This is a genomic window from Streptosporangium sp. NPDC051022 (assembly GCF_040683035.1).
Classification (GTDB): domain Bacteria; phylum Actinomycetota; class Actinomycetes; order Streptosporangiales; family Streptosporangiaceae; genus Streptosporangium.
This window is the reverse complement of the sequence record NZ_JBFBCF010000003.1, coordinates 526,956-548,863: the sequence shown is the minus strand read 5'-3', so window position 1 is coordinate 548,863 and position 21,908 is coordinate 526,956. Positions and strand designations below refer to the sequence as shown.

Here is a 21,908-nt window from a genome sequence, read left to right as displayed (position 1 = left end):
GCGCAGTCCCGTCGTCCCTTCCACGGACAAGAGGAGGGCACCACCATGTTCGACCTGTTCCCCGGGGATCGCGTCTTGGTCGTCACGGTCCACCCCGATGACGAGAGCTTCGGGCCCGGCGCCACCATCGCCGCACTGACCGGCTGCGGTGTCACCGTCGACGTGCTGGCCGTCACCTGCACCAGCCTGCCGATGTACGGCGGCGCCTCCGACCCGCAGGTACGGGCCGAGGAGTTCGACGCCGCCTGTGACGCCCTCGGCGTGGCCGATCGAGCCATCGCCTGGACCGACACCGACCAAGCCCGTAATCCTGGCGCGTTCATGCCCGACCTCATCGCATTGATCGAGTCCGGTACGGGCCCGTCGCTGCGTACCAGCACTCCTGATGTATTGCTGCTGCCCGCGCACGGCGCTCACCATCAGGACCATCAGGCCGTACATCGGGCGGCGCTGGCCGCCGCCCGCCCTGGCGACCGGCGGCTGCGGTCCGTCCCGCGGATCGTGCTCGGTTACGACGGCCCGGAGGATCGGGCCTGGCAGGCGGCCGATACGCGTCCGCTGCTGGTGGACACCACCGCGAGCTGGCCGGTGAAGGAAAAGGCGATGCTGTGCCACGCCAGCCAGGTGCGCGACGATCCGCACCCGCGCAGCCTGGCCAAGATTCGCGCGCTGGACGAGGCGGCAGGCGCCGCCTGCGGGGCGGGTACGGCCGAGCGGTTCGCGATCTACCGGATGGAGGTGTGAGCATGTCCGACTCAGAGCCGTCCCCTGCCGCCCTCGCCACTTCGGCGGCCTCGGCGGGCGCGCCGTACCGTGATGACGTCCTGGTCGCACACCAGCCGGCCTTCCTCCCCTGGCTGGGATACCTGGCCCGGCTGACCGACCTCCGGCGGCTGGTGCTGCTCGACCAGGTGCAGTTCTCCGACCGCGGCTGGCAGCACCGCAACTACATCCGCGGCACGCGCGGCGACGCCCAGCTTCTGGGCGTGCCGGTGCGGCGCCGTTTCGGCCAGCCCATCCATCAGGTGCGCACCGCCCCGGAGGCCTGGCAGTCCCGGCACTGGCGCACCCTGACCCAGGTCTACGGACGCGCGCCGTACTGGCCCGAGTGGGCAGAGCCCCTGCAGGCGATCTATCAGCGGGACTGGGAGTACCTGATCGACCTGAACGAGGCGCTGCTCCGGCTGCTGCTGGACGGCTTCGGGTTGCAGGTGGCCCTGATACGCGCCAGCACCCTGGCCCCGGCCGGTCACAAGAACGCGATGCTGATCGACCTGTGCCGCCGGACCGGCACCCGGGTGCTGCGCACCGGGACCGGCGCCACCGGCTACCTGGACGTCCCCCTGTTGGCCCAGGCCGGTATCAGCGTGGAAATCGCCACCTACCAATCGTCCCCGCCGAGCGACGCCACATCGTCACCGGGTACCGGCGGGTCTGCGATCAACGCCCGCACCAGCCAGGCCGTACCGCTGTCAGCCCTGGACGCGCTGCTGCATCATGGGCCGAACGCCCGTCACCTGCTCACCACCGGAGCGCGGCTACGCCCCTGGACTGGGGTGGAAGCATGAGCCTCAACAGCACCCACCCGCTCCCGGCGGCCGGTCCGGGCGATGCGCCGCCTCGGCGACCGATCGATCACGTGGCAGTGGAGGCGCACATCCGCCAGCTGCTGGTACTGCTGGGCGAGAACCCCGGCAGAGAGGGGCTGCGTGACACCCCTCGCCGAGTGGCCGCCTGGTGGAAGGAGTTCCTCGACTACACCCCTGGCCGGGTCACGACCGCTTTCGAGCACGACATCCGTGGCGACCAGTACGTGCTGGTCCGGGAGCTGTCGGCATGGTCGCTGTGCGAGCACCACCTGCTGCCCTTCCACGTCCGCGCCGCCATCGCCGTCATCCCCAACGGCCAGGTCCTGGGGTTGTCGAAGTTCGGGCGGATCCTGCAGACCCACGCCCACCGGCTGCAGCTCCAGGAACGCCTGACCACCCAGGTCGCCGCGACGGTCGCCGAGCTGTGCGGCAGTCCCGATGTCGGGGTCTGGATGACCGGAGAGCACCTGTGCATGAGCATGCGTGGTTTGCAGGCCGAAGGCGCCCGTACCGACACCGCGTGCCTGCTCGGACGACTGCGCACCGACGTGACGCTCGCCGACCGGCTACACGCCGTGATCCACGCCGGGAGGACGCGATGACGGCGACGATGGCGTGGGTGAGCGTCGAAGGCCTCAACGGGGTCGGTAAGACCCACCTGATCCGCCAGGTGGCCGCCGTACTGGAGCCGGCCTGTGTGCCGTTGGTGGAGCTGCCCGACGCCCCGCCCGACCTGCTGTCCGGCCGCGTCATCGCCGCGCTACGTCAGAACGGTGACCTGTTCCTGCGCACCGGGACGCCAAGAACCGAGACGCTGCTGCTGATGGCGTTGCAGGTTCACCGGCACGAATGCCTCGGTGATACCGGCACCGGCCGGGTCGTGCTGGAAGACCGCGGCCCGCACACCGTCGCCCTCTACCAGGCAGCGATCTTGACGCCGGACGGCGATGACGAGCGTGCCCTGCAACTCGCCGAGGCCATCCTGACCACGATCGGCGCCTGGCGGCCGTTACCCGACCTGACGGTTCTGCTACGCGACGACCCGGCGCGCTGTCTGGTCCGCTTCGAGCAGCGCATCGGCCGACCGGCGCGCGCCGACGAGCGGACGCTGATGGAACGCGTGGACCGGCTGTACGAGCGCTTCGCCGCCGCGTACCCCCAGCGGATGTCGCTGCTGGATCGGCGCGACATCGACGAGTCCGGCCTGGTGGCGGCGATCGCAGAGGCGTGCCGCACCCTCATTGATCTGTGCACCGGCCCCGTGGCCGAAGGAGGCATCCCATGCGTAACGTGACCCTCCTGTGGGGGCTGCGCAGCCCCTGCAACCTGGGCTGCCGCTACTGCTACTTCGGCACGATCGAAGAACATCGGCTCCTGCCGGTCACCGCCGTCGGCGCGCTGTCACACCTGTCGCGCAACGACCTGTCGGCCGAGCAGATCCTCGCCTTCGCCGCCACCATGGCCGACTCCCCGGTGCTGCGGGTGTTCCTGGCCGGTGGAGAGCCGCTGATCTGGCCGCCGATCATGGATGTGATCGCGGTGCTGAAGGACGCCGGTGTACAGGTGGTCGTCTGCACCAACGGAATCCCATTGAACCGCGCCGACACCGTCAACGCGCTGCTGAAGCTGGGCGTCGACGGGGTGTCGGTGTCGCTGGACTCCACCGATCCGGCCTACAACGATGCCTGGCGGCCCGCCCGCAATGGCCGCGACGGCTGGCAGCAGGTCGTCGACGGGGTGCGAGCGCTGCTGACCGCCCGTGCGGCAGCCGCATCGGCCTGGCCCAAGGTCGGCCTCTACAGCGTCATCACCCGCCGCAATCTGCCCGACATCACCGCCGTCCCCGCTCTGGCCGCCGAGCTCGGCTGCGACTACGCCGTCCCCCAGCCCATCGCCCTGGCCACCGACCACGCCCTGCACGGCGAGCTGGCGCTGACCGGTGAACACGAAGCCGATCTCACCGAGCGCCTCGCCACCCTGTACGGTGCCCGCCTGCCGGTGCAGCTGCCGCCCGCTTCCTACCCGGCGCGGGTCAGCGCGGCCGTCACCGCGCCGACCGGGCTGGTGAAGCGGTGTTTCGGCGGCAACACGTTGTTCTTCGTCGAACCCGACGGGTCGGTGTGGGACTGCCCGTCCTCGTTGCGGATCGCCGCGACCCCACCCGAGCGGCGGCGCGGCATCGTCGGCGCCGACGCGGGAAGCCTGTTCGCCCCCACCGGATGCGCGGCCGACTGCGCCCTGTTCTCCACCGACTGCGTCAACATGTGGCCGCTGATGGACTTCACCCGCGTCCTCACCTCCTCTGTGAGCACGCCATGATCCTTCCGACACCGCCACCGGTCGACGCGCGCATCTTCCAATCCGTGCTGGACCGGATGCCCGATCCGGCAGGCCAGGCCGAAACGGCCGCTCTGGAAGAGGAACTCGAGGCCGCCTTCGGCGTCGCGCATGCGGTCGCGGTCTCCTCCGGAACCGCGGCCCTGCACACCGCGCTGGCCGCCTGCGGCATCGGTGCCGGTGACGAGGTGCTGTTGCCCGCGATCACCGTGATGATGACGGTCGCCGCTGTGGCCGAGGCCGGAGCACATCCGGTGTTCGTCGACGCCGCTCCTGGCGGAGGGATGGACCTGGCCGACCTGCAGACCAAGATCACATTGTGCACTCGGGCGATCCTGCCGGTACACCTGCATGGCCGATGCGGTGGGATCGGCGAACTCGCCGTACTGGCCCGGCGGCACGACCTGATGCTGATCGAGGACACCTGCCAGGCCCAGGGCAGCCTCTATCGGGGGCGACCGGCAGGAACCTTCGGCGAGGTCGGCTGTTTCAGTCTCAAGGACGGCAAGATCTACGCCGCCGGTGAGGGCGGTTACCTGCTCACCGACAATGCGGCCATCGCCGAACGCGCGGCGGCGTACCGTACCCACTGGGCCGTCGGCGCTCCCGGGATGCCCGCGGGCAGCCGCCTGGGCCGCAACTACCGGCTGCCGGAGCTGTCGGCACGGCTGGCCCGTCACCGGCTGCCCGGTTTCCCGGCCGAACTGGCCCGCCGACGTGCCCAGGCCGCCCTACTGACCGTCGCGGTCGGTGACCTTCCCGGACTGGAGGTGATCGCGCCGGGCGAGCAGGAGGAGCCCAACGGCTACAGCCCCCTGTGGCACATCAGATTGGCCGAACCTCGTGCCTTCGCCCAGCACCTGGCCGATGCTGGAGTGCCCAACAGCGTCGGCACGTTCGGCCTGCGCGCTGCCTCGACCCACCCGGCCTGCCAGGCTCTGGAGCCGGCGCCCTGCCCTGCCGCCGAGCACATGGTCGACCACCTGCTCGCCGTGGTGCTCAACACCGGCGACACCGAAGCCGATCTGCGGGCCCGCGCCCGGATCATCCAGCGAGAGGCCTTGGCATGGACCGTACGAACCACCTGACCTCGTCGGCCGGAGCAGGATTGGCCGCCGATCCCAACTTCGCCCGGCACACCTATGTGGTCATCGACTTCGAGGGGCTGACCCCGGCGGGCCGCTCGCCTGTCCCGATCGAGGTCGCGGCCGTGGCGTTGGTGCCCGAGGACGGTGAACTGGTGGAGGTCTAGCGTTTCCAGTCACTCATCCGGCCGCCCGAGGAGGTGCCGATGACCGACTTCGACGTCCGCCAGACGGGCATCACCGCCGCCATGCTGGCGGACGCGGCCAGGCCTGAGCAGGTCATGACCGCCCTGGACGCCATGGCGACCGCGCCGCCGTACCGTCTGGTCGCCCACAACGTCGGCACCGAGGCGACTCTGATCGCCCACCAGGCGGCGTACTGCCCGACCCTGGCCGCCATTCCACTGCTGGACACCGTCCGTATGGCCCGCATCGCCTACCCCGAGCTGTCCTCGCACGCGCTCGACGCGGTGCTGCGCTACCTGCGCATTCCGCTGCCCGCCGACCGCCATCGGGCGATGCCGGATGTGGAACTCACCGCGACGGTGTTGCGACGCATCCTCACCGACAACGCCGCCGCGCGCCGGTGGACCACCCTGCACGAGCTGGACGCCGCGGTCGGCATGCCGCCCAAGCGCCTGCCGACCGCACATGGCTCCCAGGAAGGGCTCTTCTGACCACCAGGAGGACGACCGCAGTGAACGGCATCGCGTGCGTGAGCGTCCGCACCGCCTTCGGTTCCTATCTGCGCGCCGCCGACGGCGGCGGCACGCACACCGCTGTACACATCCACCTGACCGCCTGCCCGACCTGCCGCGGCGCGTGGAACCGCTACCGATGGGATCAGGCATCTGCCAGCCCACTGGTGCGGGAACTGCGGGACTTCCTCGGTGAGGAGTTCACCCCCTACCTGGACTCCGCGGCCGCGCTTGCCGAGACCTGGAGGCAAGCCGACCCGCGAAGCGTCGAGGACGTGGCCGCGTTCTTCCGAGCCAGCACCGCCTACCTGTACAACCTGACCATCTGGCAGGCCAGTGGCAACCGCCCTGACTACACCTCCGCAGCGATCCCCGCCCTGCTGGATCATCGGGTGCGCACGGTGCTCGACTATGGGTGCGGCATCGGCAACGACACCCTGCCCCTGTTGGAGACGGGCTTCGGCGTCACTTGCTGCGACTACGACTCCCCCTCCACCCGGTTCCTGCGCTGGCGTCTACGCCGTCACGGCCACGACGCCACGGTGGTGGAACCGGGCGAGGTGCCTGCCGAGTTGGCCATCGACGCGTTGTGGATCGTCGACACCCTGGACCACCTGGCCGACCTCGACACTGCCCTCGGCACGTTGCTTCGACGGGTGCGTGTCGTGGTGTGCGAGAACCTCACCGTACGGCGCGGCGTCTCCGGCAAGGGGTTTCACCACCACCGACCTGCCGAGCAGATCGCCGCGGCCTTCACCCGTTACGGGTTCCGCTCTCTGAACCAGGCCGCCGAGGACGGGGCAGTGATGATCTGGGGCCGCGCCCCTACCGTGGCAGCGCCACCTGGCCCGAGGCGATCAGCCCCAGCACCTCCTTGGCCTGCAGCCGCGAATCCTCCGCGATGTCGGCAGCCTCCGTCAACTGGTCCACGGTGAACCAGCGCACCTCGTGGACCGGCTCCCGCACCGGCGTGCCGTCACCGGCCCAGGCGAGGAACACGTTGTCGACGTGGATGTGCGGTTCGGCGGTGTGGTTGTCGGCGCAGGCGTCCATCTCCACGATCCACCAGGGTGCCGTCACTGCGGTGTGCGGAAACCCGGCGGGCAGCGCAACCGCCGGGGCGGGGATCAGCTGCGTCACCAGGCCGGTTTCCTCGGTGATCTCCCTCAGCGCCGCCTCGGCCGGATGCTCGTCGACCTCTACCTGCCCACCGGCGGCCATCCATTCCCCCAGCCGTGGATGCCACACCAGTGCGACCTGTACGCCGTCGTGCTCGCTACGGCGCAGTACGAACGCACTCGCGGTGGCTTCTTTGATCTTCACCTGCGGTTCCCCTTCGTCGCGCCCCAAACCCTGCTGCTTCAAGACCCCGAGCGTGGCACACCGCCCACCCCGGCCAGGCGGCAAAACAGCAAAGCCTCACGCCCCTTTTCATGCACCTGCCCGAAAAGCCGAGCCACTGAGAGGAGATCGGCATGGACGAGGTCTGGAACGGCATTCGCACCGTCGACTACGAGCACACCAGGCCCGCTGGCACTCCGCTGGAATGGGACCTCTACACCCGCTCGCTGATCGCCTGGCCACAAGTGCTCATGGATGTGCCCACCCCGTACGGCAGGCTCCGCCGCCCCGGCCTCGTTGACATCGACGAGGCCGACCACCAGCACCTTGTCGGCACCTGGCACACCCGTCTGACCGATCCGGCCTACGTCACCGATCTCATCGCCTGCACCGCTACCGCCCGCGCCCGTACCGGTGCCACTCTGGAGGAACTGGACGCGGCCTTGGAGACTGAGAACGTGGCTGCCGCCTCAGCGGCCCTGGCCGACGCGACGGCTCATCTGCTCACCGTCATGTCCACGCACATCGTCAACTGGTTGCTACCCGAAGCCGCCTGGGAGCGGCTGCTGGCCGAACTGCTGGGAAGCCGATCAGCCGCGCTGGCAGGCGGTTTGGCCCTGATGACCCCCACCGATCCCGGACGGTTACTGAACGCCCACCTGTTCCCTGCCCATATCGCTTCTTCCACCAAAGTGCCTGTCGCTCGTCAGCATGCCCTGGAACGCGCCAGCTCCTGGTCGCTGGCCATCCTGCTGGCCGCCACCGGAGATGAACGCCAGCATGCTGCGGCACGTCTGGTGATCACGCTCAGCCGGTGGGCCGCCGACAGTGAGGAACGCCGCGCCGAGCTTCGTGACCGCTATCTGCCTGCCGTCGTGCGCTGGGCTTCTCTCACCGGCGCCGACCTCGCTCAGCTGAGCATCGCCGACCTGATCACCAGTGGAGCCGTTCGATGACCACTCTGCCTGCCGCGCCCGCGCTCATCGCCCTGGCCGACGCCACCGACCCCGCGCTCTGCGGCGGCAAGGCCGCAGCCTTGGCCCGTCTGCGCGGTGCGGGCCTGTCTGTGCCGGACGGCGTCGTCATCCCGGCCTCCCTGAGCGAGGATGCCTTCCCAGACGCGGCGACTGCGATCCTCTCCTGGGCCGCCGGGCGGGCGCCGTACGGGCTGATCGCCCGCTCCTCGGCCTCTCATGAGGACGGGAGGCAGGCATCCTTCGCGGGCCTGCACGTCTCCGTCTTCACCCCGGCCGACTCCACACCGCTGCTACGCGCGTTGCATCGGGTCCGAGACTCCGTACACGCTCCGGCAGCCGCCACCTATGCCCTCGGCCGAGGCGTCGCGCACTCGACCTCGATGGCCGTCCTCGTCCAACCCGCCGTACGCCCCTACGCTTCCGGCGTCCTGGCCGCCGATTTCACCGGCCGAACGCGCTGGCGCATCGAAGCCGTCCGCGGACTGGCTCACCCGCTGGTCAGTGGCCGGCAGACCGGCGAGATTCACACCGGCGGCTCCCATGACGATGTGGTCTTCATCCCGTGTGACCAGGCCACAGTCGCACTGCCCGGCAGTGCCGAGGAACTCCGGCTTCCCCCGGGCGAATGGACCGTCCTGCGCGACGCCGACGGCACCGCCCATCGCGTCAAGGTGCGTCTGTCCGATGACGGCGTTCTCCAACTGCACCCGCCCGCCGCGTGGGCCAGCCGCCTGATCCTGACCGCCCAGCAGGTTAAGGACCTGCTCACGACAGGCGGCATCAGCGCCGAGGTCCTGGGATGGGAGCGCATCGACATCGAATGGGCGCTGACCTTCGACGGGCTGCACCTGCTCCAGGCTCGGCCGCTGACCGCTCCCCTGCCACCGCCCGCCCTCGGCCTGATCGTCGACACGGGGAAAAACCAGTGGCGCGGGATCCCGGCGGTGCCGGGCATCGGCAGCGGCCCCGCCCTCCACCTGGACGTGGCCACTGTCGAAGCACTGGCTCCCGACGACATCGCCGGCGCAGTCATCGTCTGCGACGCGCTCGGCTCCGAGGCCGTACCCGTGCTGCACCACGCGCCCAGCGCAATCGTGTCCGGTACCGGTGGCCCGCTGTCGCACACCGCGATCCTGGCCCGCGAGTTCGGCATCCCATGCGTCACCGCCGTCGCCAACGCCGTAACCGCCATCCCGTCCGGAACGCATATCCAGGTCGACGGTACCGTCGGCACTGTCGCCACCGTCCTCACCGCCACCGCCGCTCAGGCCGTCGAGAACGTCGACCTGAGCGGCAGCGCTGTTCTGGTCGCGGCCCCGCCGGTCGATCCACCGACCGACGGCCGGGCCGCGACCCTGGTGCTGTTCGATCCCGCCACGACAGATCCCAGCGATCTTGCTGTTCAGCGAGGTGCTGGAGCGGCTCCGGTGGGACTGCTACAGCTCACAGCCGACCCACCGTTTCCTCACCTCCCCAAGGGATACCGCGATGTCGTCGTGCCCGGAATGGGGCGGCTGGCCTGGCCACGGCGTGAACCGCAGCCCGCCCGTGTCGTGGTTCTCGCCCCGGACGGCACGGTTCTGTTCACCCGTGACACCGGGCTTTCTCCGGCCCCGCCCGGCAGGACCGACAGCTCGTGCCGGGAAATCGCCTCCTGAACCGCCCCAGAGGATCTACCGCTGCGCGCGAGGGGCGCGCTTCGGTGTGGAACTGTGGCGGATCAGAAGGGAGGGGGTACGGGGCGCAGGCGTTGCCAGCGCCGCAGTGGCGTGGTCAGCCCCAACAGCCCCTGCAGGGACACCGCTCCACCGGCCCAGCGGCGTAGTTCCTCCCTGCCGATCAGATGGATCCGGAAGTCGTCGGCGATTCGCCGCGCGTCGCGGGTGAAGGATCCGTTGGTGACCACCACCGCGACGTCCGCCCCGTGCACGGGATGGGCCGTCCCGTTGACCTCGTAGATAACCCGGGCCCCGACCTTCGCCGCGGTGGTGGTGTGCTTGCACTGCGCGACGATGACGTATCCGCCGGGATCACGGCCGATGACGTCGGCTGCCTTGTCCCCCCGCTGTCCCACGTGCCGCGCGGCGATGCCGTCGCGCACCATGAGGTCGCGCACCGCCCACTCGAAGGCCATGTGGGACATCACGTCCAGCGTGGGCAGTGTCAACCGCACACCATGCAGGCGATCGGCCCGGCGGCGGAGGGCGGCGACGCCCCACCGCGCCCACACCGTGATCGCCACAAGAACACCGATTCCCACCGGGACGCCGATGTACCAGCGGCCGAGAATCAGGTCGACGGCGATCCGAAGTCCCCGGATCACGAAAAATCCTGTGATCACCGCGACCACGGCGGCGGCGCACCACTCCGTCGGGCCGGCCGGCATCCGCGGCCGAGGAAGACGTCTGGGAGGTCTCCGGCGTCTCACGGCGCTCCGGTCGGCTCTGGGGGCGGGGGCTCGTCACTCGGTTCCGCGGGCTGCTCCGCCGCCGGGGCCGGGGCCGCGGTCTTCGAGACCCGTGACGGCTTCTGCGGTGTGTTCTCGTCCGAACCGGATCCCAGGGTGGCGAACCACGCGAAGGCAGCAAGAACTGCCAGAATCACCCATCCGGACACCTGCACGCTTTTCGGTCTCCGTTTATTAACCCAATGTCCCCGCCGGTAATACCTGTCTGGCATGGCAACTCCCTGAAGGTCAACCGATGATGTTTGCGGCGCGTCGGCCTACGGGAGATATAAACACGGGCCACCGACAAACGCCCCCGGATCGGCAATCCACACGGAAAGTCGGGAATTATAAGTTCGTTTCCTTTTAGTGAGTAACCTGTCCTCTTTCCGGCGTGGCGGAAAAATGGTAGGCGACACGATCTCGGAATCATCAAACGATCGCCTGAGTGAGAGAAGCGTGCATGGTCGACGGGGGCAGGCTCATCGGCATCCTCGACGTCCACACGTCATCCCTGCCTGCGCCACTTCCTCTCACTGACTGAAAGGGCACCTTCGGCGCGAAATCTCCGCGTCGAGGAGCTTTCTCCCCACATGGCGATGACCGCGCGGTCGGCCCCCTCCAGTACCGAACCGCGCGGCCATGTCCCGGCGGCGTCCATCTCTTGTCGGCCGGGGATCAACAAGAGGCAGAAGGCCGGGAGCTTGGTGATGTGACATCGAACCCTGCGCTGTCTTAATGGCTTCCGAACTGTCAGACCGGAGCACACGGGCGCTCGGCGACGAAGCCACAAGTGCACGCCGGATACAGGGCTGCGATCAGCCTTGCCGCTCCTGCCGGGGCGGTCAGTGGATGGCTCTTCCACCGTCCGTCGCCGCCAACCCAGCGAAAACCATGCTGGAGCCCGATCCAGATGACCAGACCAGGAGCGAGGCTGAGCACGGGGTCTCCGTGCGGCGCCCAGAACACGTCTCGATCCTCGGTCGCGATGGACACGGTCATCAGCTCACGGCGGAGCTTCACCACCGCTTCTTCCAGCATCACGTCCTCGTCACGGCCGCGTAAGGGTGCCGGTTGTCGGATGACCGCTCCACTTCCTGAGTAGGATTCTCTCCCGTGAGCAAAACAGCTTCGGGTGAGTCGGCTTCCGAACCAAGCAGCCGCTGCTCGATTTCCACCGCCTTGCTTTCCAGGTCCGTTGCGATGCGTGCTTCAACATAAAGAAGGACATTGCTCGATTTTCCCTTGAACAAGGCCCAGAAGTGTTCGGTGTGCTCGCCGTACCAGATCGTCCAGTTCGGCAGTCTCACGGAGAGATGCCACAACACGCTCCGCGTCATCACCTCATCGAGCATGCCCGCCTCCATGTCCACTGACTGCGTGCAATGCCATTAGAGAGGTTCCTGATAGGACTCTGGAGGATGGCGGACAAGGACGATTACCGGCACGGGGCGCGTCCAGTTTCGCCCAACGATGCTCGCAGGCTGATATTTAGACGACGCACCGGGCCGAACTGCGCGCCCCCGCCCCGGACAGCGCCAGCCCGGCCGCTGGTGAGGCTGACGCGAACTGCCCGCTCATCCCGAGCAGTCTGCCCGAGTCCCGGCCCGCGGTCCGCACCCGCGAACGCCACGCTGTCTTCCACGACCTGCTCACCCAGGGCAAGAGCCACACCGAAATCTGCACGATCTTGGGATTGTCGGACAAGACGGTGCGCAAGTTCCGCCACGCCGCCACTGTCGACCAGGCCTTCGCCGGTCCCCGTCAGTCCATCAAGCAGATCGAACGATTCGCCTCCTCCCTGCTCGATCGGTGGAACCAGGGCGTTCACGACGGTTCCGTTCTGCACACCGAGATCACCGAGTTGGGCTATCGCGGCAGTTCCCGGTCCGTCCGCCGCTACCTGCAGCCCCTACGCGCCGGTCTGTCCCGACCACAGCTTCCGCCCCCGCCGCCCAAGGTCCGGGAGATGGCCAAATGGATCACCAGTCATCCCGACCACCTCTCTGAGGAGGAGGCCGCCGCCCTTGCCCAGGTCACCACCCGCAGCACCGTACTGGAGCGGCTCAGCACTCACGTCACCGCGTTCACCGAGATGTTTACCGGACGCCACGGCGACCGGCTGGAGAACTGGCTCGCCACCACGGAGGCCGACGACCTGCCCCAACTACAAGCCTTCGCCCGAGGCATCCGCCGCGACCACGCAGCCGTCCTGGCCGCCCTCACCCTGCCCCACAGCAGCGGCCCGGTGGAAGGCAACGTCTGCCGCGTCAAGGCACTCAAGCGCCAGATGTTCGGCCGCGCCAACCTCGACTTGCCCAAGAAACGGATCTTGCTCTCATAGCTCACCCACAGTGATCAAGTCACGATCTCTGTGCCAGAGCCACTTTTGATGGCCGCCGGCCAGGAACCGGTGTCCGTCAGCCGCGACTTTCCTGTCCGCTGATCAAGAGTTCCACGTGACCGCTCTCAGGCGACATCGCGACACTGCGCTCTCAACCGGAACCGTTCGGCCCCGTCGCCTCCGACCCGACCGTCTCCCGGCTGATCGACCGGCTCGCCGCCGACACCGCCAAAGCCCTCACAGCGATCCGGGCCGCCCGCACCACAGCGAGAGAACGCGCCTGGGCCCTGGCCGGACCGGTCACGCCCGGAGCCGACGGCCAACCGATCCTCATCGACCTGGACACCACCATCGTCCTGGCCCACTCCGATAAGAGAAACGCCACCCCGACCTGGAAGAAAGCCTTCGACTTCCACCCCCTGACGGCCTTCCCCTTGGCCGTCATCGATGACGGCCAAGGGGAAGGCGGCGGGACGAGTCAGCACCGTCTTAAGCCACCGGAGAGCGGCAACACTCAAGCCAAGCGAAAAGGTCAGAAGTTACTTTTCCTGCCCTACGCTCACAGCCAAAAGCGCTTCCGATCCGGCCGACGCCTTCTTGATCGCCTCCTGGGCTTTTTCTGGATACAGCTCTATTTCCGATGAATCAAATGGGAAGATCGTCAGATACACCCCATCCCATACGGTCGATTTCATCTGCATGAATTCAGAGGTGCTCTGCGAAACTGCTACCCACTTACGTTTCCGCAAAAGGTCGCCGGCTTTATTGATCGCCTCTCGGGAATTCGCACTTCCGGTGTCGATGGCGAGTTTGTTGATAACCTCTTTCGTATTGGACCAGATACCTTCGGTCGTGACCTCTCCCAGCACCTTGCCGATGCCGCGCACATCGTCAAGCGCAGCGGGATTGACCTGCAGCGCCGCAGAACATCCCGCAACCAGGAGATCGGCGCTCAGAAGAGCCGCGACCATCCCGAGAACGCGACTCGTCTTCCGCGAACCCCCAGCCTTGGTCAAGGATATTGCCTTCACGCATTGCGACACTTCTTGTAGCCTCCCACATTAGGCGAAAGAGCATAGTCGACACATCGCGAGAAATCGCCATAGACGTCCCAGCTGACAATTCCCTCCAGGAAGGCCCTGCGCTCCTTCGCTACCTTCACGTTTTTCTCGCTACCCTGGAGCTCACCGCCCTTCATCCAGGCCTCGAATCTATCCGAGATCAGCTTTTGGGACGGACGGTTTCTTATGTCCTTGTAAACCCCCGAACATCCACAGTAGGCAATGGCGGCCTCCTCGTCAGTGAGATGATGCGGGCCAGATGGAGTCTTCCACCATATCTCCCGCTTCAGCTCCGCCAACCACGCAGCAGCCAACTGAATGGACGTACTCGGATTTTTGTAGAGGTGATCGGCGATATAGCGGGAAGACGCACGAATCCATTTCTGCGCCTCCAGCCCATTTTTTGAAGTCTCAATCAGCATCTTCCGCGCCTTGTACACCTCCAGCTGAGCGATCCCGACGGACGTATACTCTCCAGTACCATTCGTGATCAGGTTTCCGAGATATTTTTTCTCGTAACCCCAGCGCCCCTGCTTCACCTCATCTTGGTTAACTTCCCAAAGAAGTACGGCGAAAAGGACGTTCTCCTTGATTTTGTGAGTTGCCGCCGCAGATCTTATGTCTCTCCAGTACGGAAGAAGGTCTTTGTAAATACCGTAGTACTTAAATTTCACCTTCCCTGCGGAACTCAGATAGTAAACAGCTCCATTTTCCGACTTAACAACCTTATTGGGATCAAGGCTCTTCAGTCCACCGGAAAGCGCCCAGTTGACCGCGAGCTGCATACCGGTCAGCTCTGGAGTCCAGCGCTTGATGTACTCCATCCGCTCTGTTTCAGGAGCATCCCAGTAGTTCGCCTGGTCTATTTCCCTGCCGTTCTCCATGACGCCGATCCGTCTGGCCTCGTCGGGGTCGAACAGCGGGAACTTCGTCCACTCGCCGAAGTTTTCGTTATACCACTTTTTGTCGTCGTTGCTGGCGTTTGCGCCGTTGAACACCAAATCTGAGGGCTGATCCCCCCATGCGTTGTACACCGGGGCGGCCGGGTTGGCCGCCCAATGCCCAGTGGGGTCGACATGGTTGAGAGGGGCAGCGTTGGCGTAAGTGTAGCGATTGGCCCGGATGGACGGGTTCGGGACGAGAGTGGCGGTGTCACGGGAGGCAAACGCGCTGGTGCCGGGCTGATACCAGCGGGCGCTCATGTTGACCTTGCCGGTGTCCGGATCGGTGTACTCGCCCTGGTAGCCCAGCGTGCGGGTGGCGCCGGTGCGGTGGGTGACCTGGCCGAACGGGTCGAAGGCCACCGAGTCGACCAGCGCGGTGCCGGAGAAGGTGCCCACCACATCACCGTGCAGGTCGGTCATCGTGGCCAGGGCGGTGGTGCCGCTCTCCTGCAGGCCGAGCAAGTCACCGGCCGGGTCGCGGCCGTATTTGGCCTGGACGGTTCCGGCGCCGTCGGTAACGGCGGCGATGTCGTTGGTCAGCCCGGAGTAGACGTAGCGCTGCTGGTCGACTCCCTTGGTGCGGGAGGTGACTCGGCCGAGCGCGTCGTAGCCGTAGGTGATGTCGCCGTCGGTGATGAGCCGGTCGAAGGCGTCGAAGGCCAGGTTACGGGTGGCACCCGCCTTGGTCTCGGTGGCCGTGGTGCCGCGCGGGGTGTAGGTGTAGTCGGTGCCGTCACCGGAGGTCAGGCGGTTGCGTTCGTCGTAGGTGTAGGTCTTGGTGCCGGCCTTGGTGCGGTTGCCTGAGTCGTCCCATTCGTAGGTGGTGGTGCCGCCGGGGGCGGTCCAGGAGGTCAGTCGGCCCGACCGGTCGTAGGCGTAGGTGTGGGCGCCGGCGCCTGCGGTGCCGACGGTGGTCTTGGAGGTGAGGTTGTCGTCCTTGTCCCACCCATAGGTGATCTTCGCCAGTTGGGTGCTGGAGCTGTTCTTCACCGTGTGGGTGGCGATGCGATCAACAGCGTCGTAGGTGTAGGCCTGGCTGCCTGCCGGGCTGGCAGAGGTCTGGCTGGTCAGCCGGTCGGCGTTGTCGTAGCCGTAGGTCCAGGTCCGTCCCGTCACCGGGTCACCGGCCGTGGCCAGCCGGCTGGCGTCATCATAGGTGAAGTTCGCCGTGCCGGTCGGATCCACCCGCTGAGTGGGGTTGCCCCGGTTGTCGTAGGCGTAAGTGGCGACCTGGACGGTGGCCTTGGAAACCTTGGTCAAAAGGCCCCGGTCGTTGTACTCCAGGGTGTAGTCGCCGATCGCGGTGGTTCGTCCGGCCTGGTCGTAGGCGACGTCCCGGTCCGGGGTGGTGACCGAGGCGCCGGTTCCGGCCTGCTTGGTCACCCGGCTCAGGTGGTCGAAGGTGCGGTCGATCCGCACTCCGCCGGGCTGGACGGCGATCACCGGGTTACCGGCGGCATCGTAGATCGTGGTCCAGGTGCGGTCGGCGGCGTTGGGGTGGGCGGTGGTGGACGGCTCGATCACCGACTCGGCCAGGCCGAGAGAGTTATAGGTGGTCCAGGTGCTGTTGCCGCGCCCGTCGGTCAGACGGGTGCGCTCTCCGGTGGCGTCGTAGCCGAACATGGTGGTGATCGTCTTGGTGGCGGTGACCGGTTCAACCAGGGAGGTCACCCGGTTGAGCGCATCGAACACCTGGGTGGTGACATACCCCTCGGCCGATGTGGTGCTGGTCGGGTTACCGGCCAGGTCGTGGCCGTAACCGGTAGTGCGCACCGTAGCGCCGGTACTGTCCAGGTCCTTGACTACGGTCTTGCGTCCGGCCAGGTCGTAGGTGTCCTCGGTGGCGTTGTTCAGAGCGTCGGTGACCTTGGTCTGGCGGCCTCGGATGTCGTAGCCGAAGGTGGTGGCATGGGTCAGCGGGTCGGAACTCTTGGTGACCTCTCCGGCGGCGTTGACCGTGAAGGTGGTGGTCTTGTTGCCCGGCGCGACGCTCTTGGTGAGGTTGCCCGCGTTGTCATAGGTCAGCGCGGTCGTATAAGCCGCGCTGGTCGGGGTGCGCTCGATCTGCGTCTGAGTGATCTTCCTGCCCAGGTCGTCGTAGGTCGCCTCGGCCCGGGCACCGGTCGGATCCACCGCGGCAAGTTGCTCGCCCAGCAGATCGAACTCCGACACCCATACTCCGCCTGGCCCGGATGGGCCTGGATCGGTCTGGCGCACTGGGTTGCCCAAGGCGTCGTAGTCGGTCTTGGTGACATATCCACGCTGGTCGGTGGCCTGGGTGCGGCGGCCTGCCGCGTCATAAACGAAGCTGACCGTCGGAGTGACCGCGGTTCCACCCGGCGGGGTGTAGGACGGCGAGATCGCCGAGATCAGACGACCTGCCTTGTCGTAGACCGAGGTGACGGTGCGGCCCTCGGCGTCCACAGTTTGGGTGGACTCTCCCATGGTGTTGTAGCCGTACTTGGTTGTGGGCCTGCCGTTGACGGCGGCCGTGCCGTTCTTCTCGATCGTCACCTGCGGCGCCTTAGTCTCCACCAGCCGTCCGGCGATGTCGTAGCGCATTGTGGTGGTGAAGTCCGCCGCGGTGGCGCCGGAGGCGTTGCCACGCGGATCGACGGTGGCGGTCAACAGACCCCGCTCGTCGTAGGTGCTGGTGGTCACCAGATCAATGGCGCCATTCTCCACCGTCTCCCGGGTCACCTGGCTCAGCGTGTTGTACTGGTAGTCGGTGATCTCGGTGCGGGTGGTGCCTGCCCCGGTGAAGGTCTCCCGTGTGACGTTGTTGATCGCGTCGTAGACATAGGCGCTCTTGCGGTTGAGCGCGGCCGGGTCCAGCGTGGTAGAGGTTTTACGGCTGGCCGCGTCGTAGACGTGGTCGACAGTGGTTTTACCGCCACCGGTGATCTGCTCGACCAGGTTGCCCGCCGGGTCGAACTCATCGGACTCCAGCACCACGTCAGCCGGGGTGGTCAGCCCATTGAGCTTGGCGTCGTCGGCGATAGTCTGCGACAGCCGGTTGTCCATCCAATAAGTGAAGGTCGTCTTACGGCCCATCGCGTCGATCTGCCCGGCCGTACGTCCGCCCGGGTCGTAGGAGAAGGACTCCAGCAGCACGTCGGCGGCAGGCTGCGGGTTGACCGGGCTGCCAGTCCAGTTCTTCAGCGTCTTGGACGCCAGCTGGCCGCGTTTGGTGTAACCGAAAGTGACCGCCGCGCCCAGCGGGTCGGTCGCCGACACCTGCAGGCCGGCGACGTCCCAGGTGGACCCCGTCACCTCATTCTCAGGGTTGGTGACGGTGGTGATCCGGCCGTGGGTGTCGTAGGTGTAGGTGGTGGTGCGCGCCGGGTCCCCGCCGGTCAGGTCACTGAGGGTTTCGGTGAGCTTGTCGCCGTCGCCGTTGTAGACGACCGTGGCCTTGGTGGTGTGGGTGACGCCGGTGACCTCGTTCTCAACGCCCGGTCCGGTCTGGGTCAGCGGACGCCCCACTCCGTCGTAGGTGAAGGTCGTGGTGGCGCCGCTTGGGTGGGCGGCCGAGACCTCGGTGCGGGAGGTGGGCCGGCCAACTGCGTCGCGAGCCGTGGTGATGATCAGCCCGGACGGCATGGTCTGCTCGACGATGTCCCCGGCCGCGTTGTAGCGGTAGGTCGTCTCCTCGTTCTTGGCGTTCTTCTCCGACTTCACCAGACCGGCCGGTGTGGTGCCGCCGCCGACCGCTGGCTCGGTGCCGTCGGTGTAGGCGTAGGTATGCGGGCGGCCGGACGGGAAGTCCGAGGTGGCAGGGGTGGTGACCTTGGACACCTCACCGTAGGTGGTGTACTCGATCGTGGTGCGGTAGGTGTTGTCGGTTTCGGAGGCTGAGCGGCCGTCCCGGTAGGCGGTCACCTGGTCATTGCGCGGGTCGAACGGGTTGGAGGTGTTCAGGTAGTAGGCCTTGAACTCCAGCGCGCACTCGCCCGGCGCCCGGCAGTACTTGCGAGCCAGCAGGTTGCCGCGCTCATCGTAATAGACGTCGTTGGCGATGTCGTTACGGTCGATCACCTTCGACAGCGAACCGGACAGGTTGTACTCATGCCACTGGGTGTAGCCCAGCTGATCGGTCTCTCCCAGAATCCGGTAACCGCGTTCGGAGTCGTACAGATACTTCAGTGCCTCGTTCTTCGGGTCGGTGACCACCACCTCGGCGGCCGAGGAGTAGGGGTCGAAGGTCTTGATGCCGAGCTGCCACATACCACCGTTGTGGTCGGTGTGGGTCTTGAGCCGGTCGGTGGCGGCGTCGTAGGTGTTGGACGCCCATACTCGTCCCGACGGCAGCGTGACCGTGGTTAGCTTGTGCGGCACCTGCAGCCGGGCGCCGTAGTGGCGCTGCACTTCGGTGGCAGTGAGCGGCTTGTCGTACAGCGCGACCTCGTCGATCATCCCTTTGAACGGGAACGCCGCCCGCGGGGTGGGCACCGCCGGGGAGACGGCCGGGTCGGCCACGCCGTTGCCGACGGTGGCGCTGGTGCGCCAGGCGGGCAGGGTACCGGTGGTGGTGCCGACCTGCACGCCGTCGAGGTAGAGGGTCTGGTTGGCGCCGGCGGTGGTGAGCACCACGTGGTGCCAGGCGTCGTCGTTGACGGTGCCGGTCGTGGTGATCGGTGCGGCGACGGCGGCCAGGGAGCCGCGTAGCTTGCCGTCGGTGCCGACGTACAGCATCGGCCCCCACGGAATCCCGCTGGTCTCCTGGGTTCCGGCCGCGACCAGCACACCGGACTGGCTGGTCTTGAACCAGGTCTCCACCGACAGCTGGTCGCCCAGCTGGCCGACGATGTTGGCCGGGAGCTTCAGCGATGAGCCGGTGGTGAACTCCACCGCCGTGTCGGTGGACCCGGCCAGCGCACCCGGCTTGCCGTACGTCACCCCTTGGTAGGTGGCGCTGGCATTGGCCGCGCCGAGATCGGCCGCAGTGGTGCCAGAGGCCTCACTGAGCCGCCAGTAGCCGTAAGGGTCGGCGTCGAGCACATCACTGCGGTAGCGCGAGCCGCTGCCGTAGCCGAAGGTGGTGCAGTTGGGAGCCGCGACCGGAGCGCACACGCCGGTCAGCTTGTCGCCGTCGTAGAAGTAGGTCCAGGTGATCGGGGTGCCGCTCACCGGGTCGCTGGACACCGCGGTGACATGGTCACCGGTCCAGGTGAAGCTCAGCGATCGCCCGCCCGGCGCGGTGACGGTGGACAGCTTGCCGCCGGTGCCATACGTCAGCGTCTGTGCCTGACCGCGGGCGTCGGTCACCGAGGTCAACCTGCCCTGGGAATCGAACAAGTAGGAGACGGCCGACTTATCCATCAGCCGCCATCCGCCGCCCGACACGTCGGCCAGCGTGGCGAACATTCCCGGCGGGGACTGGTAGGTGCTGCCGGTCTTGGCGAAGCGCACCTGGCGGCCGTCAGGGTAGGTGATCAGCACCGAGACTGCGCTGCCCCGCGTTTCCTGGGTGAGTTTCATGTCCCAGCGGGTCGACCAGCCCGCGCCGAAGATGCCGTCGGTGCGCGGGTCCATGCTGTTGTAGGTGCGCACCACCGACAACGGAGGACCGGCCGACGGCACCGACAGGTCGGTGAAGGTGGTGGTGTAGTTACCGGCCAGCTGGTTGAACTCCCGGCCCGCGACCTCGGAGGTGGCCAGCTGCGACGTCAGCACCGGCTGACGCACCCCGGTGACGAACGTCCGGCCCACGGTGGTCGACATCGAGTTGGAGGTGTCGGTGATGGTGACCTGCCACCAGTACTGCTTGCCCCAGGCCAGCTTGTTCGCCGGGACCGTCCAGGTACTCACTCCACTGGCCAGGGTGCCCGAGGAGGTGCAGCCGGTACCGGTCATCGCCGGAACGTCACAGATCTTGAAGGCGTAACGCAGCGGCCCGGACCCGGTGGTGACCTTCCCCTGCGCCCGCAAGGTCGGGGTGAGGGAGTCGACCAGCATCTGGTCACGGGGGAAAGCGGCCAGCAGCTCTGGTTCCCCGGCCAGCAGCGCCGCGATCGGCTGCCCGCCCGGAGCGTCCGCCTTGGCATCGCCCTTGCTCAGCCGCTCGCTGAGAAGCTCTCTGTTTTCCTTGTCGGTGAAGCGCTCGTCGGTCGGTACCGCGTTCTGCGGCGGCTCGGCATCGGCCCTCCAGCCCGTGCCGTCCACCGTGGTGGTCGTCGCCTCGGTCGTGACCAAGGAGGGGAATCCCTTGGCCGATCCGGTCAGCTGCTTGGGCGTGACCGGCTTCGGCGCCGAGATCCGCACCGCGTCAGCGACGGCCACACCGGGTATCGCGGGAAGCAGTAATAATCCTGGGAGGGTTGCCAGTAACGGCACCAGCTTCCAGCGAGTCGAATGCGGGCATGACAAATTTCGGCTCATAAGCCGTCACCCTCCGAACCTTCACCGCGCATGCCGACGGCCCGCTTCACGGCACCCCAGAGGAAACCCCTCAAAGGGATGAAATGGGCGGCTGGGGACATACGACTCGGTAGTTGATCAGAAGGTATACATGTCTCGTTCCAACGAACAAGATCTATATAAGTAACAAATAAGATAAACGCGGCGCGAGGGTGATGATGATCACGATTCATACGCTTGACAAGACCGCTCTTGGTCAGTCTGTACAGGACTCTCCGCCTGATCGCGCCGCGCCATGCCGCTGCCCGAAAACTGGACAGATGTAGCTGGGCAGTGGAAGTGGTCGAGCAAGCTCATGCTGACCTTGCTGTACTCCACGCCAGCCCCACCTTGGCGCCGACGAGCGGGGGCTGCTGAGGCCAGGACATCCTCATCGGCGGGACAAGAGGTCGAGACGCTCAAGCGGTTTACGCAAGGGGTCAAGGAACACCCGTGGTCGTCGCACAGGTGTGGACTGACCGGGTACGTCACCGGCTACAACCGGGGGCGGGGCCCATCACGACCCGCCAGCCCTTGCTGCCGCTGTAGCGCCGCGCGGCGCGGTGTCGTTTTTCCGACTTTCCTGACATGCCTACATGCACGCGCGACCCCACGCGGACAGAGTTTCCGCAGTTTCCGCAAGGCTCTACGCGTGTGCGCGGGGAACTCGCAGGGGCGGAATTTCGT

At 66.9% G+C, this 21,908-nt stretch carries 18 protein-coding genes and 1 pseudogene; 13 read left to right on the top strand and 6 right to left on the bottom strand.

Features of this window, described 5'->3' with window-relative positions:
- Positions 1 to 45 precede the first annotated feature (45 nt).
- From AB0N02_RS09115 to AB0N02_RS09075, 9 genes are read left to right on the top strand one after another with little or no spacing between them, the layout of a single operon-like run.
- Positions 46 to 744 carry a PIG-L family deacetylase gene (locus AB0N02_RS09115; RefSeq protein WP_363944191.1) on the top strand — a complete coding sequence of 233 codons (699 nt, stop codon included), beginning with the start codon at positions 46 to 48 and terminating at the stop codon, positions 742 to 744.
- Positions 745 to 746: 2 nt separating this feature from the next.
- Positions 747 to 1,568, top strand: coding sequence for a WbqC family protein (locus AB0N02_RS09110; RefSeq protein ID WP_363944190.1), 822 nt, complete (start codon positions 747 to 749; stop codon positions 1,566 to 1,568).
- Positions 1,565 to 2,191 (top strand): GTP cyclohydrolase I FolE, encoded by a 627-nt coding sequence (gene folE / locus AB0N02_RS09105; RefSeq protein ID WP_363944188.1) that lies wholly within the window; start codon positions 1,565 to 1,567, stop codon positions 2,189 to 2,191. The genes AB0N02_RS09110 and folE overlap by 4 nt, the downstream gene beginning before the upstream one ends.
- On the top strand, positions 2,188 to 2,883 hold the full coding sequence (locus AB0N02_RS09100) for a thymidylate kinase (RefSeq protein WP_363944187.1): 696 nt from the start codon (positions 2,188 to 2,190) through the stop codon (positions 2,881 to 2,883). Before folE ends, AB0N02_RS09100 begins: the two co-directional genes overlap by 4 nt.
- Positions 2,871 to 3,908, top strand: coding sequence for a radical SAM protein (locus tag AB0N02_RS09095; RefSeq protein WP_363944185.1), 1,038 nt, complete (start codon positions 2,871 to 2,873; stop codon positions 3,906 to 3,908). Before AB0N02_RS09100 ends, AB0N02_RS09095 begins: the two co-directional genes overlap by 13 nt.
- Entirely contained in the window at positions 3,905 to 5,014 is a 1,110-nt protein-coding gene (locus tag AB0N02_RS09090) for an aminotransferase class I/II-fold pyridoxal phosphate-dependent enzyme (protein WP_363944184.1), read from the top strand. The genes AB0N02_RS09095 and AB0N02_RS09090 overlap by 4 nt, the downstream gene beginning before the upstream one ends.
- Positions 4,993 to 5,178: a hypothetical protein gene (locus AB0N02_RS09085; protein ID WP_363944182.1), complete on the top strand. Its 186-nt coding sequence runs from the start codon at positions 4,993 to 4,995 to the stop codon at positions 5,176 to 5,178. Before AB0N02_RS09090 ends, AB0N02_RS09085 begins: the two co-directional genes overlap by 22 nt.
- 15 nt (positions 5,179 to 5,193) lie before the next feature.
- The gene (locus tag AB0N02_RS09080) at positions 5,194 to 5,688 is read left to right on the top strand and encodes a 3'-5' exonuclease (protein ID WP_363944238.1); all 495 of its coding nucleotides are present in this window, start codon (positions 5,194 to 5,196) and stop codon (positions 5,686 to 5,688) included.
- A 20-nt stretch (positions 5,689 to 5,708) separates the two neighbouring features.
- Positions 5,709 to 6,644, top strand: coding sequence for a class I SAM-dependent methyltransferase (locus AB0N02_RS09075; protein WP_363944181.1), 936 nt, complete (start codon positions 5,709 to 5,711; stop codon positions 6,642 to 6,644).
- Here the strand turns inward: AB0N02_RS09075 and AB0N02_RS09070 are convergent.
- Complete coding sequence (locus AB0N02_RS09070) at positions 6,535 to 7,032, bottom strand: NUDIX domain-containing protein (protein WP_363944180.1); 498 nt, start codon at positions 7,030 to 7,032, stop codon at positions 6,535 to 6,537. The two genes, AB0N02_RS09075 and AB0N02_RS09070, sit on opposite strands and share 110 nt — an antisense overlap.
- A 152-nt stretch (positions 7,033 to 7,184) precedes the next feature.
- Here AB0N02_RS09070 and AB0N02_RS09065 point away from each other — a divergent pair, with 152 nt between their 5' ends.
- Together AB0N02_RS09065 and AB0N02_RS09060 are read left to right on the top strand one after the other, a co-directional pair.
- The gene (locus AB0N02_RS09065; protein ID WP_363944178.1) at positions 7,185 to 8,006 is read left to right on the top strand and encodes a hypothetical protein; all 822 of its coding nucleotides are present in this window, start codon (positions 7,185 to 7,187) and stop codon (positions 8,004 to 8,006) included.
- Positions 8,003 to 9,685 (top strand): PEP/pyruvate-binding domain-containing protein, encoded by a 1,683-nt coding sequence (locus AB0N02_RS09060; protein WP_363944177.1) that lies wholly within the window; start codon positions 8,003 to 8,005, stop codon positions 9,683 to 9,685. Before AB0N02_RS09065 ends, AB0N02_RS09060 begins: the two co-directional genes overlap by 4 nt.
- A gap of 62 nt (positions 9,686 to 9,747) precedes the next feature.
- On the opposite strand, the gene AB0N02_RS09055 is transcribed toward AB0N02_RS09060, so the two are convergent.
- The 3 genes from AB0N02_RS09055 to AB0N02_RS09045 all read right to left on the bottom strand — a co-directional run bounded on the left by AB0N02_RS09055 (position 9,748) and on the right by AB0N02_RS09045 (position 11,828).
- Positions 9,748 to 10,350 (bottom strand): restriction endonuclease, encoded by a 603-nt coding sequence (locus AB0N02_RS09055; protein WP_363944176.1) that lies wholly within the window; start codon positions 10,348 to 10,350, stop codon positions 9,748 to 9,750.
- Between the two features lie 876 nt (positions 10,351 to 11,226).
- Positions 11,227 to 11,514 carry a hypothetical protein gene (locus AB0N02_RS09050; protein ID WP_363944174.1) on the bottom strand — a complete coding sequence of 96 codons (288 nt, stop codon included), beginning with the start codon at positions 11,512 to 11,514 and terminating at the stop codon, positions 11,227 to 11,229.
- The gene (locus AB0N02_RS09045) at positions 11,514 to 11,828 is read right to left on the bottom strand and encodes a hypothetical protein (protein ID WP_363944172.1); all 315 of its coding nucleotides are present in this window, start codon (positions 11,826 to 11,828) and stop codon (positions 11,514 to 11,516) included. Before AB0N02_RS09045 ends, AB0N02_RS09050 begins: the two co-directional genes overlap by 1 nt.
- 341 nt (positions 11,829 to 12,169) lie before the next feature.
- On the opposite strand from AB0N02_RS09045, the gene AB0N02_RS09040 reads away from it, so the two are divergent.
- Both AB0N02_RS09040 and AB0N02_RS09035 read left to right on the top strand, forming a co-directional pair.
- On the top strand, positions 12,170 to 12,817 hold the full coding sequence (locus AB0N02_RS09040) for a transposase (protein ID WP_363944170.1): 648 nt from the start codon (positions 12,170 to 12,172) through the stop codon (positions 12,815 to 12,817).
- Between the two features lie 131 nt (positions 12,818 to 12,948).
- Positions 12,949 to 13,461: pseudogene (locus AB0N02_RS09035) on the top strand (transposase); the annotation flags it as partial.
- On the opposite strand, the gene AB0N02_RS09030 reads toward AB0N02_RS09035, so the two are convergent.
- The gene (locus tag AB0N02_RS09030) at positions 13,357 to 13,788 is read right to left on the bottom strand and encodes a hypothetical protein (RefSeq protein WP_363944169.1); all 432 of its coding nucleotides are present in this window, start codon (positions 13,786 to 13,788) and stop codon (positions 13,357 to 13,359) included. The pseudogene AB0N02_RS09035 and the gene AB0N02_RS09030 sit on opposite strands and share 105 nt — an antisense overlap.
- A gap of 56 nt (positions 13,789 to 13,844) precedes the next feature.
- Entirely contained in the window at positions 13,845 to 21,104 is a 7,260-nt protein-coding gene (locus AB0N02_RS09025; protein ID WP_363944167.1) for a LamG-like jellyroll fold domain-containing protein, read from the bottom strand.
- Positions 21,105 to 21,908 lie beyond the last annotated feature (804 nt).

Bases quoted from the DNA above. Each gene is read 5' to 3' on its own strand.
- AB0N02_RS09115 (WP_363944191.1), top strand. From the start codon at position 46: ATGTTCGACCTGTTCCCCGGGGATCGCGTCTTGGTCGTCACGGTCCAC.
- AB0N02_RS09110 (WP_363944190.1), top strand. From the start codon at position 747: ATGTCCGACTCAGAGCCGTCCCCTGCCGCCCTCGCCACTTCGGCGGCC.
- AB0N02_RS09050 (WP_363944174.1), bottom strand. From the start codon at position 11,514: ATGCTGGAAGAAGCGGTGGTGAAGCTCCGCCGTGAGCTGATGACCGTG.
- AB0N02_RS09095 (WP_363944185.1), top strand. From the start codon at position 2,871: ATGCGTAACGTGACCCTCCTGTGGGGGCTGCGCAGCCCCTGCAACCTG.
- AB0N02_RS09045 (WP_363944172.1), bottom strand. From the start codon at position 11,828: ATGCTCGATGAGGTGATGACGCGGAGCGTGTTGTGGCATCTCTCCGTG.
- folE (WP_363944188.1), top strand. From the start codon at position 1,565: ATGAGCCTCAACAGCACCCACCCGCTCCCGGCGGCCGGTCCGGGCGAT.
- AB0N02_RS09085 (WP_363944182.1), top strand. From the start codon at position 4,993: ATGGACCGTACGAACCACCTGACCTCGTCGGCCGGAGCAGGATTGGCC.
- AB0N02_RS09065 (WP_363944178.1), top strand. From the start codon at position 7,185: ATGGACGAGGTCTGGAACGGCATTCGCACCGTCGACTACGAGCACACC.
- AB0N02_RS09090 (WP_363944184.1), top strand. From the start codon at position 3,905: ATGATCCTTCCGACACCGCCACCGGTCGACGCGCGCATCTTCCAATCC.
- AB0N02_RS09100 (WP_363944187.1), top strand. From the start codon at position 2,188: ATGACGGCGACGATGGCGTGGGTGAGCGTCGAAGGCCTCAACGGGGTC.
- AB0N02_RS09060 (WP_363944177.1), top strand. From the start codon at position 8,003: ATGACCACTCTGCCTGCCGCGCCCGCGCTCATCGCCCTGGCCGACGCC.
- AB0N02_RS09030 (WP_363944169.1), bottom strand. From the start codon at position 13,788: ATGGTCGCGGCTCTTCTGAGCGCCGATCTCCTGGTTGCGGGATGTTCT.